The following is an 11,911-nucleotide window of genomic DNA, read 5'->3' as shown; positions in this document are numbered from 1 at the left end:
AAACTATTGATCAGAAAGAATATTAGCTACTGAAGAAAATTCAGCATGTTCTTGTTGTTCCTGATCGCGCAAATCATCTTGTTCAAGTGTACTAGCAGTTACTAAACCTTCTTCGATTTCACGAAGTGCCGTTACGGTAGGCTTGTCATTTTGCACATCAACCATTGGCTCTTTACCTTCGGTGGCAATTTGACGTGCACGACGGGCCGCTACTAAAACCAAATCAAAGCGGTTACCAATTTTATCTACGGCATCTTCAACTGTTACGCGGGCCATGTATTTCTCCGAAAATTAGGTTGATAAAGTAATTCAAAAAACGGCCGCGTAGTATACACTCTTGTACTGCGCGATCCTAGCGGTTTGTTTGAAATTAAAACAATATAAATATTAAGCAGATCCGAGCAATTCGTCTAATAAAGGCTGATAACGCATTTGCTGTTTTATTGTTCTTAAACGCTGTGAAATCACAATCGCTTCTAAATCGTTAAGCGCTGTAGCGAAGTCGTCATTTATTATTACGTGGCTGAACTCATTAAAATGCGACATTTCAGCCACCGCTTCTTTCATGCGGCCGGCAATCACTTCATCGCTGTCTTGCCCACGGCTGTTTAAACGTTGCTCTAGCACCTCGATTGAAGGCGGTAATATAAAAATGCCACAGGTGTCAGGCATACGCTTTTGTACCTGACGTGCACCTTGCCAATCGATATCTAGAAACACATCGATACCTCGGTGCAAAGTTTGCTCAATCGTCACCCGTGATGTGCCGTAGTAATTACCGAATACTTCAGCCCACTCAAAAAAAACGCCTTGCTCTATGAGCGCTTCAAATTGCTCACGGCTTACAAAGTGGTAATGCTGCCCATCAACTTCACCCGGCCTAGGTTTACGAGTAGTATGGGACACTGACACTTCCATTGCATTATTGCTATTAGACGCGTACTTTTCCATTAACGCCTTTATAAGGCTGGATTTTCCTGCGCCGGAAGGCGCTGCAAGTATAAATAAGTTACCGAGTAATGATGCCATGAAAGTATTAAATATTTTTTAAAATATGGTGATTTCGTGGAGCAATGATAGCATATTGAACCATTAAGCCGTAGTAGCAATCGTTTAAACATACTCTCGATGCCTGCGCCAACACTTCAAACAGTGTGATGAGTTTACAGCGCGTTTAATACCCGTGCTGTTTTAGGAAAATACAAGAAGTAGGAACACACAAACATGGCGCAAGAACTTTTGCCGTACGTTGAACAGAACCCCAGCTCTACGCCAAATGCGTGCGTAATTTGGCTTCATGGTTTAGGCGATTCTGGTCATGGCTTCGCGCCTATTGTACCTGAGCTAAAGCTACCTGATAGCATGTCAGTGAAATTTGTTTTCCCCCACGCGCCAGAGCGTCCCGTTACCATTAACGGTGGCATGCGTATGCGAGCGTGGTACGACATCAAATCACTCGATTTCAATAGCCGCGCTGATTTAGATGGTGTACTTGAGTCGGCAAGTCAAGTGGAAGCCCTGATCCAAGAACAAGTAGATAATGGCATTCCTACAAACCGCATTGTGTTAGCAGGATTCTCGCAAGGTGGCGTAATAGCACTTCATGTGGCGCCTCGTTTCAAACACAAACTAGCTGGTGTGTTAGCATTATCGACGTATATGTGTGAGCCAAAATTATTGGCACAAGACGCTACCGATACGAATCGTGACATACCCATAATGATGGCCCATGGCGAGCAGGATGAAGTAGTACCAATTTTTATGGGCAATGCGGCATATAAGACGTTAACCGAGAATGGTTTTAATGCCACTTGGCAAACCTATACCATGCAACACAATGTATGCATGCAAGAGCTAAGTGATATATCTACTTGGCTACAAAAATTGCTTGCTTAGTGTGCTTGTACGCTTGTCATACAGCACGCTTAGAGGCTGCTTGATTAACTATACAAATTAACGCTACATCACACGGTTTCTTCCAGCACCTTTCGCTTCGTAAAGGTGCTCGTCAGCCAACTTTACCGTGTCATTGATATTCGCGTCAGTCAGCGCTGTCGCCACCCCAAAACTGGCGGTGATCGAATGGAAAATATCGCCTTCTATAAACGGGGAGTTTTCAATTTCCACTCGAATTTTTTCAGCCAGCTTTACTGCCATACTCAAGGTTGTTTTGGGGTAAATAATTAAAAATTCCTCGCCCCCTGTACGTGACACAACATCGGTCGCCCTAATGGCGTTTTTCATTAGTGTAGCAACCTGAACTAATACTCTGTCGCCTACGTCATGCCCGTAGTTATCGTTTATTTTTTTAAAGTAATCGATATCCACCACAACAATACTTAACGGGAAATAATCTGCGGGGTTTTTCATTGCACGCTCAAAATAGACTGACTCTAGAAAACGCCGGTTTGGTACCTTCGTTAACGGGTCAGAATTGGCTTGGCGCAATCTTTCTAAGTTATCTGTCATCATCTCTTTTCTGCTTTTGTGCCAGAAGTATTCAGAAATAAACGCAACCGCAATAAAACTGCAAAGGGATATAAGGAACCTTGATACATCTTCACCACGATAGTTCGCAGGAATGGACTCTTGGTAGTAAACGATAAAGGCGACCACGCCTACTGTACCCGTGACGTAAAAAATGGCCGCTCTAAAACGCACGATAATAATTTGTATCAAAATGATCGGGTACACGAAGTGCAGCCCAGTATTATTGTAGCCACCGGTAATGGTGAGCACCGCCACCATAACCGCAACAATAAACCCCGCTATATAGTAAAAAATATTGCTGTTTTTAAAGATATGCGACAACGCTGCATTAGCGAAAACTGAAAACGAAAAAAAACCTAACCAAAACGCGAGATAGTGATCATCCCGCGCTAAATTTTTAGCGGCAAGCACGGCCATAATAATACCGCCAATATATGAGATGAAATACAAGGTCAAACGGCGGCGTTTCACTTCAGCGCCATTTAAATGTGTCTTTTCGAGAAATTTGTGTAACGAAGAAGTATCCATGAAAGCGGGAGCTTATACCTATTGCTAGCGTGCAATAAGCATAGTCACACTATGTACAATTTCCCAACCGTAAACCTGTGCGCAAGTTAAAGATTTAAGTACAATGTACTTATAAGTCGAACGAAAGCCTTTAGCAATAGTCGATTGATTGCTTTAGGTTCTATGCCTTAAACAAGGCTCTAGACAGGATATTAATGATGCAAGCAGCCCCTAAAAGAACGATTCGTATTGCCACACGAAAAAGCGCACTGGCGCTATGGCAAGCAGAGTACGTGAAAGCGAAACTGTTAGAACACCATGATTCAATAGTGGTTGAACTGGTTCCAATGAGCACTCAAGGCGATAGAATCCTTGATACTCCTTTAGCAAAAATTGGTGGTAAAGGCTTGTTTATAAAAGAACTTGAAATAGCCATGCTAGAAGGCAGAGCCGATATTGCCGTGCACTCAATGAAGGATGTGCCGGTTGAATTTCCCGAAGATTTTGGCCTTCACGCCATTTGCGAACGTGAAAACCCGTTCGATGCCTTTGTCTCAAACCACTTTGATAATTTAGATGCATTGCCAGAAGGTGCTGTGGTGGGTACTTCTAGTCTTCGCCGCCAATGCCAAATTCGTAAACATCGTTCGGACCTGAAAATTAAAGATTTACGCGGCAATGTGAATACCCGCCTAGCCAAACTAGATGCTGGCGAATACGATGCCATCATTCTTGCCTCTGCTGGCCTTATACGTTTAGGCATGGAAGAGCGCATTAAAACGGGTTTACCAGCTTCGGTGTCCCTTCCGGCTGTTGGGCAAGGTGCTGTGGGTATTGAGTGTCGTAATGACGATGCCGAGCTTATTGCGTTACTTCAAGCGCTGAACCACGGTGAAACCCAAATACGGGTGAGCGCAGAGCGTGCTATGAATGAACGTTTAGAAGGCGGTTGCCAAGTACCTATCGGAAGTTTTGCTACCCTTGATGGAGACAGCATAACCTTAACAGGCATGGTGGGACAGCCAGATGGCTCAACCCTCTTATTTGCTTCTGCCACAGGCCCTACAAAAAATGCGAAGCGCATTGGCGTAGAAGTCGCCGACGCGCTGCTTGAACAGGGCGCAGGAGAAATTCTTAGCGCATTGTATGACTGATGTATGTTATCGCTAACATATGCGGTTGCTGATTTATGCTATTAATTACTCGCCCGCGTCCTAAATTACAGGCTAGTGCAGATGCTTTTGGGCAGGCGGGGATTGATGCCGTAGGGGTTGCTACGTCAGATATTCAAAGCATTCCTGATAAGGCAATCGAGTTACAACAGTTTCTGTTGGGCTCGGCCAGCATCAGTAACATTATCGTTACCAGCATTTATGCCGTGCCAGCAGCACTCGATGCACTCACTCACGCCTCATTTCTATCGGTGCCTCCTACGCTAATAGCGGTAGGTGATTCGACCGCTAGCGCACTACGCAGCGCGAATTTACCTTATAAAATTGTTACGCCTTCGCTACATACATCCGAAGGTATACTGGTCATGCAGCAACTTAATGAGGCAAACTGTACACAAGTCGTTATTATTAAAGGAGAAGGTGGTAGAGATACGCTTTCTCACGTTTTAGGCGAGAGAGGTATATCGGTTACTGAGTTTTGCGTCTATAAAAGAGAACCACTTACAAACCCAATTTACACAAAGAGCTGGAAAATTGGCGATGTTAGCGGCATTATCGCTACAAGCGAAAATATGGCAAAACAGCTTATTTCTAGCCATAGTATGCAATTATTAGCGTTGCCCTGGTTAACGGTAAGTGAACGAGTTGCAACGAGTTTACGTAATCTTGGGATAGCACGCGTTTCGGTGTGCAACCGCGCCACCGATCAGGCATTAATTGCCTGGGTAAAGGAAAATTGGGAGTATTAAATGTCTGACAAGAATGAGAAGGACCCTCAAAACGGGGAATTGGTAAGCGTGGAATCATCTAGTACGACATCAGCGAACACGGCATCAGGTAGAGATACCCTATCACCTGAAGATTCATCTAACGGCACGCCACAAAAAGCGAAAAAATCGTCGGGAACCAAGCTTCTGTGGTTTGTGGTTATTATTATTTTCCTTTTAGTACTCGGCATTATTGGTGCTGGTTATTGGTACTACACCCAACAACAAGGTAGCAGCGATTCCCTGGTTAAAGCCCAACTGGCGAACACGTCACAACTCAACGATATGCTTTCCGATCGTGAGCAGACAGCAGACGCATTGCGTATGCTAAATAGGCAAAACGATGAATTAAAAGATACGCTTGATGCTTTGCAGCAACAAAACAGTGCATTAGTGCAACAAGCAGAAGCAACCCAACAGCAACTTAACAGCATGGAAGGTCAACGTCCTGCCGATTGGCTTATTGCTGAAGCGGATTATTTGGTTCGCATGGCGGGTAGAAAGCTGTGGTTAGAAAATGATGTACGCACAGCCACCTTACTGTTGGTGAACGCCGACAAGCGATTGAAATCGCTAGCCGACCCTTCTGTATTACCGGTTCGCGCTAAACTTGCCGAAGACATTCAAACGCTTCAACAAATGAACCCTGTATCTCAAAGTTCGGTCGCCCTAGCCCTTACTGGCATGTTGGCGCAAATTGATAAACTACCGTTAGATACTTTTGAAAAACCAGTAGACGCAAATGCTGACAGTAATGAACTGTCTGAATCGGCGGACGACTGGAAAGAGAACCTTGCAAAAGTATGGCACTCCATTGTTGATGGTTTTTTAACCGTGAAAAGTTTAGAAGGCCCTGTTGAGCCTGTCATGTCTCTACAAGCTCAATTTTTAGTGAAAGAGCAGCTTCGCTTACAATTAATGCATGCTCAATCAGCTGCGCTTAAAGCAGACTCAGGCCTGTATGAGCAATCTTTGGTTTACGCTAAAACCATGCTTGAAGAGCATTACGATGTAGAAAAGAGCCAAGTGACGGGTTTCATCTCAGCACTTGATAATCTTATTAGTACTGACATTTCACAACCCATCCCTAGTCAGTTGGCATCACAAAAGCCGCTTGAGCAATTATTAGAATCCCGTGTAAAACAAGCATTCAGTCAGGGAGCTAGCGCATTATGAGATGGTTAGTCATTGCCCTTGCGGTGCTGGCCGCATTTATTGTTGCGCTTATTGTTGGCCCCATGATTTTGGGCGACAAAGGCTACGTGCTGATTTCATTAGGTAATACCGCGATAGAAACCAGCCTAATTGGTTTTTGCATTATCATTATTTGCGCCATTATCAGCTGGTATATTATCTCTAAGTTGGTGTTATGGACATTAAGCTTGGTAACGGGGTCTCACCGCTGGTTTGGTGCATTAGGTGAGCGTAAACGCAAGCGTGCCTTTTACCATGGTTTACAGTCATTAGCAGCTGGCGACCTAAAAAGTGCTCACAAGGCACTTAGCCAAACCACTAATGGTGATTTTGAAGGGGTAAATTACTTGGCTGCCGCACAAGTAGCACAAAGCCAAAACGACCCGCAAAAAGCCCGTTATTTTCTACTACAAGCAGCAGAGTATGACAGTGCCAATGTAGCTGCCACTATCGTGATGGCGCGTATTGATGTTTCTGAAGGTAAGCATACCGACGCACTTGAAAAGCTAGATAGCTTAGATGAAGAAAAAGCCAACAACCCACAAGTGATACAACTTAAAGCGTCGATAATGGCAGAGCAAGGCCAATGGCAAACCTTGCAAGAAAAGCTAAGTGGTTGGCGCAAGGCGTTACCGAAAGAAGATTACACCTTATGGTCGCAGCGAATTGCCAAGGGCAAGCTAGCTGAAATTGCCAGTAAAAATGGGGCTGCTGAGCTTAAAACCCACTGGGAAGGGTTACCGCGTAAAATTAAGCAAGACGACGCTTATCGCGCGGCCTATATTCAACAATTGCTTGAACAAGGCATGCATGCTGAAGCGCAAACTTTGTTAGTAGAATGGCAAAAGAAAGGACCACACCCAGTATTGTTCCCGTATTTTACCCAGTTGAATATACCTAACGCAGCGCCATCGTTGCGGTTGCTGGAAAGCTGGATTAAACAAGACAGTGAAAATGTAGCGTTATATTCAACCTTGGGAAGAGTCGCATATAACGCAGGTGACGATATTCTGGCCGAGAAAGTGTTGTTAAAAGCAGTGAAGATGGAATCGAACAAAGATGATCTGTTATTGCTATCAGCCATTAGTGAGCGCAGACACGATAGCACCACGGCATTGCAATATTACAAGGAAGGCCAGCAGTTAGTGTAGTTTTACGCTGTTAGCTTTTAGACCGAAAGAGAGAGTAAAAAGAAAAGGTAAAAAGAAAGGCCAGTCATTTCATTTATGAGAACTGGCCTTTTTGTTTTATGCGGTGGTGCGGTCTACCGCTTTAGGCTCCGCTAATGCTTTTCGCTTTTGAAGCGATTGATAAAAGTTCGCATACGTGGGGCGCATAACGTATTTACCATCGCCCGCCTTCGCTAACAACTCACCGTTTTGCCACGCGATATTACCATTACAAATGGTCATCACAGGTACACCGGTAATTTCCATCCCTTCAAAAATATTGGTTTCAATATTCGACATGTGGGTTTCGGCTGAAATCACCTTTGAGCCTTTCGGATCCCATATCACTAAATCGGCATCGGAACCTTCACGTACCGCACCTTTAGCGGGGTACATATTGAAGATTTTGGCTGCGTTGGTAGACGTTACCGCTACAAATTCGTTAGGGGTTATTTTGCCGCCATTCACGCCTTTTTCCCACAATACCGCCAAGCGCTCTTCTACCCCAGCGGTGCCGTTTGGAATTTGCGTGAAGTTGTCTTTACCCATTGCTTTTTGTTCGTTACAAAAAGCGCAATGATCGGTAGCGGTAGTTTGTAGGGTACCCGACTGTAGGGCTTTCCATAATACGTCTTGATGCTTTTTAGGCCTAAACGGTGGGCTCATAACGTGGGCCGCTGCGCGCTCCCAGCTGACATCTTGATACACGCTATCATCAACCGTTAAATGCCCAGCCAACACTTCACCATAAACGTGGTGCCCGCGCTGCTGTGCATAACGAATAGCATCAACCGACTCTTCCACCGAGCAATGCACTAAATACAAAGGTGCGCCTAGGGTTTCAGCAATACTAATGGCACGGTAAGCCGCTTCACCTTCAACCATGGGCGGGCGAGATAACGGATGCGCTTCAGGCCCAGTAATACCTTTTTCCATCAATTGTTGTTGTAAGTGATACACCAGTTCACCGTTTTCAGCATGCACGGTAGCAATAGCGCCTAATTCCATACAACGGGTAAAGCTTGATACTAAAATATCATCGGTGGCCATGATGGCATTTTTGTACGCCATGAAATGTTTAAAGCTATTAATGCCGTATTCGGTAGCCAGAGTTTCCATGTCTTTATGCACACTGTCATCCCACCAGGTTATCGCCACGTGGAAGGTGTAGTTAGACATGGATTTTTCAGACCAGTCTCGCCACTGTTGATAGGCTTCCATCAAGGGCTGGCCTGGGCTTGGGATAACGAAATCGATAATAGTCGTGGTGCCACCAGCTAGAGCGGCAGCTGTGCCAGAGGCAAAGTCATCGGCGGCTACCGTGCCCATAAATGGCAGTTGCATGTGTGTGTGCGGGTCGATGCCGCCGGGCATGATTAGCTTTTCAGAGACATCGACTATCTCTACATCTGATTCATTTACAGCAAGATCTTCGCCTATTTTAGTAATTTTGCCGTCTTCGCAAAGTACATCGGCTTTGTAAGTCATTTCGTGGGTAACTACGGTACCACCGCGTAATAATATGGCCATTTTCGTGTCCTGTTTCGCGTAAATTTAAGAGGCTTTTGCTAGCTCACCAACATTTGTGTTCACGGTGTTAACTAGCTTGCCCGCCGCAAAGTAATAAATGATGGCGCCAGAAATAGAACCGGTAAACCATCCATAGTTATAAAACCATGTGAATACATCTGCAGTAATGGCTAACAATGTGATGCCAACTGGAATTAAGAAAGCGACAAAACCAGCCCAATTCACTTTCGGGTAAGCGGCACTGCTGGTGTACAGCGCGGCTACATCTAGCTCTTGTTTTCTAATCAGGAAATAATCAACAATCATTATGCCCGCAATAGGGCCCAGTAAGCTTGAATAACCCAGCAACCAATTTGAGTACAGGCTTTCTACACTAACGTCAGACTCTATAATGCCGGCCTTCTTTAAAAGCTCCCAACTCATCAATAACACACCGACTAAGCCAGTTAATAAAACGCCGCGGGTATGGTTAATATATTTTGGTGCTATGTTTTGAAAATCGTTGGTGGGAGATACTACGTTAGCGGCCGTGTTAGTAGATAAGGTAGCCACAATAATAAGTAGCATGGCGATTGCCACAAAAAACGGGCTATCAATATGACCAATAAGCGTTACCGGGTCGGATACGGTTTCACCAACTAAGGTCACTGACGCAGAGGTCAGTAATACCCCTAAGGCAGCAAACATAAACATGGTGAGGGGTAAGCCTATGATTTGCCCAGTCACTTGGGCTTTTTGGCTTTTAGCATAACGACTGAAATCAGGAATATTTAACGACAGTGTTGCCCAAAAACCTACCATGGCAGTGAGTCCGGCGAAGAAATAGCTGAAAAAGCCTGCATCTTCAGGGCGACTTGCGGGTGTGGCTAAAACCTCAGTAACCGATACTTTATCACTCGCCCACCAAATAAGCCCTGCACCTACAATAAGGAGCAACGGGGCAGCTAGGGTTTCTAACCATTTAATCGACTCTGACCCTTTAATTACGATAAAGACATTTAACGCACCAAAAGCAAAAAAGCCTATTACTTCTCCTAAGCCGCCAAGCTGAGCCCAGCCGTCTGATACCGATGATAAAAACAGATGTATGGCAAGGCCGCCAAACATGGTTTGAATTCCAAACCAGCCGCAGGCTACAAAACCCCGTATTAGGCAGGGAATGTTAGAGCCCACCACACCAAACGATGAACGAAGTACCACCGGAAAGGGAATACCAAACTTAGTCCCTGGAAAGGCATTTAACGTAAGAGGAATAAGCACCACTATGTTTGCTAACAAAATAGTGAACAAGGCTTCCATTACCGACAAACCAAAGTAGCTGGTAAGCACGCCGCCAAGGGTGTAGGTAGGAACGCACACCGCCATACCTACCCATAGTGCCGCTATGTTTCCTGTACCCCACGTACGCTCAGAAAGATTAGTAGGTGCAAGGTCTTCGTTAAAATAGTCGCTCTCGGTCACCGATTTACTAAGGGTGACCTCACTGATTTCTGAACTCATACGCTTGCTCCCTCGTCTTCAGTAACAGGGGCACCAGCGGCTTCAGCAATACGCTTGCTGGCGGTTAACATGGTATGAAGCAACACATTTGCGCCATCTTCACATTGCTCAGGGCTAGAGTATTCAATTTCGTTGTGGCTAATACCATTTTCACAAGGCGTGAAAATCATGCCCGCAGGAACCAGGTCGGCCATATAACACGCATCGTGACCTGCGCCCGCGTAGATATCCATGTGTGAATACCCTAAGTTTTCAGTGGCGGCTTTCACATCGTCGGAAGCGTTGAATTCGACCGGCGCAAAGTACCAGAAGTTATCCACGGTAATCTCTAAATTACGCTCTTTGGCTACCGAGTTGCAGTAGGCCACGAACTCTTCATGCATGGTAGCCAACACGTCGGGGTTAGGATTACGTAAATCGGCGCTGAATTTCACGTTTCCAGGAATAGTATTACGTGAATTTGGATAAACCTGCATAAAACCTACGGTGCCCAAGCCGTTGTCATAACGGTTAGCTAGCGATTCGATTTCCGCTACAATTTTGCCTGTGGCAACCATGGCATCTTTGCGTAAGTGCATTGGCGTGGTGCCAGAATGAGACTCCTGGCCTTGTATTTCTACGTTGTACCAACGAATACCTTGGCCTAAACGTACTACACCAATGCGCTTTTCTTCATCTTCTAATATTGGGCCTTGCTCAATATGGGCTTCAAAAAAGGCGCCTATGTTACGGCTACCTAACTCTTCTTCACCCAAGTAGCCTATGCGAGCTAATTCGTCGCCTAAACGTAAACCGTTCACGTCGGTTTTATCTAGTTCTTGTTGTAAATCAAAACGGCCTACATATACGCCAGAACCTTGCATGGCAGGCTGAAAGCGTGAGCCTTCTTCGTTGGTCCACACACTAACTTCAATGGGGGTTGGGGTAGTAATATTATTTTCATGTAGGGTGCGAAGTACTTCAACACCTGACAATACACCGAATACGCCGTCGAACTTACCGCCGGTAGGCTGGGTATCTAAGTGGCTTCCGGTAGCCACGGAAGGTAGTTCGTTATTAATACCTGGGCGTTTAGCAAAAATATTACCGAACTTATCTACTTTAATTTCACAACCGGTGGCTTCACACCATGCGCAAAACAAGTCTCTAGCTTGCTTGTCTAGATCTGTGCCGGCCAAGCGGTTACATCCGCCTTTTTCAGTGCCGCCAATCTCGCCCATTTCCATCAGGCTGTCCCATAATCTTTGACCGTTAATTCTAAGCTTATCCATTGTTTTGTCCTCGCAGGTGGAAGGTTATTCCTATTAACACTTTGCCCCAAGTTAGCTCAGCGAACGTACTATAAGAGTGCAACCTTGATAAATTTATTTACCAAACGGTAAATATAATTTCTCTCTGATTTTGTACTGATTGTTCACTCATTATTATGTATCGCTACTATTGCTGAGACGCCTAAAGCAAAGGGCGTGATTATTCTTTTGTCTAATGCGCTGTTCTTTTTTTATGCGCATAGTTAATGCCGATAACACGATAAAAATTGACCGAATGGTAAATTCTTATATTTTGGACTTTCAACATTTAT

11 protein-coding genes are annotated in these 11,911 nt (G+C 44.9%); 5 read left to right on the top strand and 6 right to left on the bottom strand.

Annotated elements, in window-relative coordinates:
- Nucleotides 1-3: 3 nt before the first annotated feature.
- Together rpoZ and gmk are read right to left on the bottom strand one after the other, a co-directional pair.
- Entirely contained in the window at nucleotides 4-276 is a 273-nt protein-coding gene (gene rpoZ, locus FLAVO9R_RS00500) for a DNA-directed RNA polymerase subunit omega (RefSeq protein ID WP_159527958.1), read from the bottom strand.
- Nucleotides 277-387: 111 nt separating this feature from the next.
- Nucleotides 388-1,029 carry a guanylate kinase gene (gene gmk, locus FLAVO9R_RS00495; RefSeq protein ID WP_159527957.1) on the bottom strand — a complete coding sequence of 214 codons (642 nt, stop codon included), beginning with the start codon at nucleotides 1,027-1,029 and terminating at the stop codon, nucleotides 388-390.
- Between the two features lie 195 nt (nucleotides 1,030-1,224).
- Here gmk and FLAVO9R_RS00490 point away from each other — a divergent pair, with 195 nt between their 5' ends.
- Nucleotides 1,225-1,896 carry an alpha/beta hydrolase gene (locus tag FLAVO9R_RS00490; protein WP_159527956.1) on the top strand — a complete coding sequence of 224 codons (672 nt, stop codon included), beginning with the start codon at nucleotides 1,225-1,227 and terminating at the stop codon, nucleotides 1,894-1,896.
- Between the two features lie 63 nt (nucleotides 1,897-1,959).
- On the opposite strand, the gene FLAVO9R_RS00485 is transcribed toward FLAVO9R_RS00490, so the two are convergent.
- Nucleotides 1,960-3,018 carry a GGDEF domain-containing protein gene (locus tag FLAVO9R_RS00485; RefSeq protein WP_159527955.1) on the bottom strand — a complete coding sequence of 353 codons (1,059 nt, stop codon included), beginning with the start codon at nucleotides 3,016-3,018 and terminating at the stop codon, nucleotides 1,960-1,962.
- A gap of 197 nt (nucleotides 3,019-3,215) precedes the next feature.
- On the opposite strand from FLAVO9R_RS00485, the gene hemC reads away from it, so the two are divergent.
- The 4 genes from hemC to FLAVO9R_RS00465 are packed head-to-tail and all read left to right on the top strand — an operon-like array spanning nucleotide 3,216 to nucleotide 7,281.
- Nucleotides 3,216-4,151, top strand: a complete 936-nt coding sequence (hemC, locus tag FLAVO9R_RS00480; protein WP_159534319.1) for a hydroxymethylbilane synthase — start codon at nucleotides 3,216-3,218, stop codon at nucleotides 4,149-4,151.
- 35 nt (nucleotides 4,152-4,186) lie between these two features.
- On the top strand, nucleotides 4,187-4,918 hold the full coding sequence (locus FLAVO9R_RS00475) for a uroporphyrinogen-III synthase (RefSeq protein ID WP_159527954.1): 732 nt from the start codon (nucleotides 4,187-4,189) through the stop codon (nucleotides 4,916-4,918).
- Nucleotides 4,919-6,112 (top strand): uroporphyrinogen-III C-methyltransferase, encoded by a 1,194-nt coding sequence (locus tag FLAVO9R_RS00470; protein ID WP_159527953.1) that lies wholly within the window; start codon nucleotides 4,919-4,921, stop codon nucleotides 6,110-6,112.
- Nucleotides 6,109-7,281, top strand: a complete 1,173-nt coding sequence (locus FLAVO9R_RS00465) for a heme biosynthesis HemY N-terminal domain-containing protein (protein ID WP_159527952.1) — start codon at nucleotides 6,109-6,111, stop codon at nucleotides 7,279-7,281. The genes FLAVO9R_RS00470 and FLAVO9R_RS00465 overlap by 4 nt, the downstream gene beginning before the upstream one ends.
- 96 nt (nucleotides 7,282-7,377) lie before the next feature.
- Here FLAVO9R_RS00465 and hydA read toward each other — a convergent pair whose 3' ends face one another.
- Genes hydA through FLAVO9R_RS00450 form a run of 3 tightly spaced genes read right to left on the bottom strand, consistent with a single transcriptional unit; the run spans nucleotide 7,378 to nucleotide 11,600 of the window.
- The gene (hydA, locus tag FLAVO9R_RS00460; RefSeq protein ID WP_159527951.1) at nucleotides 7,378-8,829 is read right to left on the bottom strand and encodes a dihydropyrimidinase; all 1,452 of its coding nucleotides are present in this window, start codon (nucleotides 8,827-8,829) and stop codon (nucleotides 7,378-7,380) included.
- Nucleotides 8,830-8,853: 24 nt separating this feature from the next.
- Nucleotides 8,854-10,329, bottom strand: a complete 1,476-nt coding sequence (locus FLAVO9R_RS00455) for an NCS1 family nucleobase:cation symporter-1 (protein WP_159527950.1) — start codon at nucleotides 10,327-10,329, stop codon at nucleotides 8,854-8,856.
- Nucleotides 10,326-11,600 (bottom strand): Zn-dependent hydrolase, encoded by a 1,275-nt coding sequence (locus tag FLAVO9R_RS00450; RefSeq protein ID WP_159527949.1) that lies wholly within the window; start codon nucleotides 11,598-11,600, stop codon nucleotides 10,326-10,328. The genes FLAVO9R_RS00455 and FLAVO9R_RS00450 overlap by 4 nt, the downstream gene beginning before the upstream one ends.
- Between the last annotated feature and the right edge of the window lie 311 nt (nucleotides 11,601-11,911).

This window comes from Alteromonas sp. 38, from assembly GCF_902506055.1.
Lineage (GTDB): Bacteria > Pseudomonadota > Gammaproteobacteria > Enterobacterales > Alteromonadaceae > Alteromonas > Alteromonas lipotrueae.
The sequence above is the reverse complement of the archived record's forward strand: the minus strand, read 5'-3'. Positions and strand labels throughout refer to the sequence as shown.

What these genes read in the sequence shown, in the direction of transcription:
- FLAVO9R_RS00470 (WP_159527953.1), top strand. Translation starts at nt 4,919, where the DNA reads ATGTCTGACAAGAATGAGAAGGACCCTCAAAACGGGGAATTGGTAAGC.
- rpoZ (WP_159527958.1), bottom strand. Translation starts at nt 276, where the DNA reads ATGGCCCGCGTAACAGTTGAAGATGCCGTAGATAAAATTGGTAACCGC.
- FLAVO9R_RS00455 (WP_159527950.1), bottom strand. Translation starts at nt 10,329, where the DNA reads ATGAGTTCAGAAATCAGTGAGGTCACCCTTAGTAAATCGGTGACCGAG.
- FLAVO9R_RS00450 (WP_159527949.1), bottom strand. Translation starts at nt 11,600, where the DNA reads ATGGATAAGCTTAGAATTAACGGTCAAAGATTATGGGACAGCCTGATG.
- FLAVO9R_RS00490 (WP_159527956.1), top strand. Translation starts at nt 1,225, where the DNA reads ATGGCGCAAGAACTTTTGCCGTACGTTGAACAGAACCCCAGCTCTACG.
- FLAVO9R_RS00475 (WP_159527954.1), top strand. Translation starts at nt 4,187, where the DNA reads ATGCTATTAATTACTCGCCCGCGTCCTAAATTACAGGCTAGTGCAGAT.
- FLAVO9R_RS00465 (WP_159527952.1), top strand. Translation starts at nt 6,109, where the DNA reads ATGAGATGGTTAGTCATTGCCCTTGCGGTGCTGGCCGCATTTATTGTT.
- gmk (WP_159527957.1), bottom strand. Translation starts at nt 1,029, where the DNA reads ATGGCATCATTACTCGGTAACTTATTTATACTTGCAGCGCCTTCCGGC.
- hemC (WP_159534319.1), top strand. Translation starts at nt 3,216, where the DNA reads ATGCAAGCAGCCCCTAAAAGAACGATTCGTATTGCCACACGAAAAAGC.
- FLAVO9R_RS00485 (WP_159527955.1), bottom strand. Translation starts at nt 3,018, where the DNA reads ATGGATACTTCTTCGTTACACAAATTTCTCGAAAAGACACATTTAAAT.
- hydA (WP_159527951.1), bottom strand. Translation starts at nt 8,829, where the DNA reads ATGGCCATATTATTACGCGGTGGTACCGTAGTTACCCACGAAATGACT.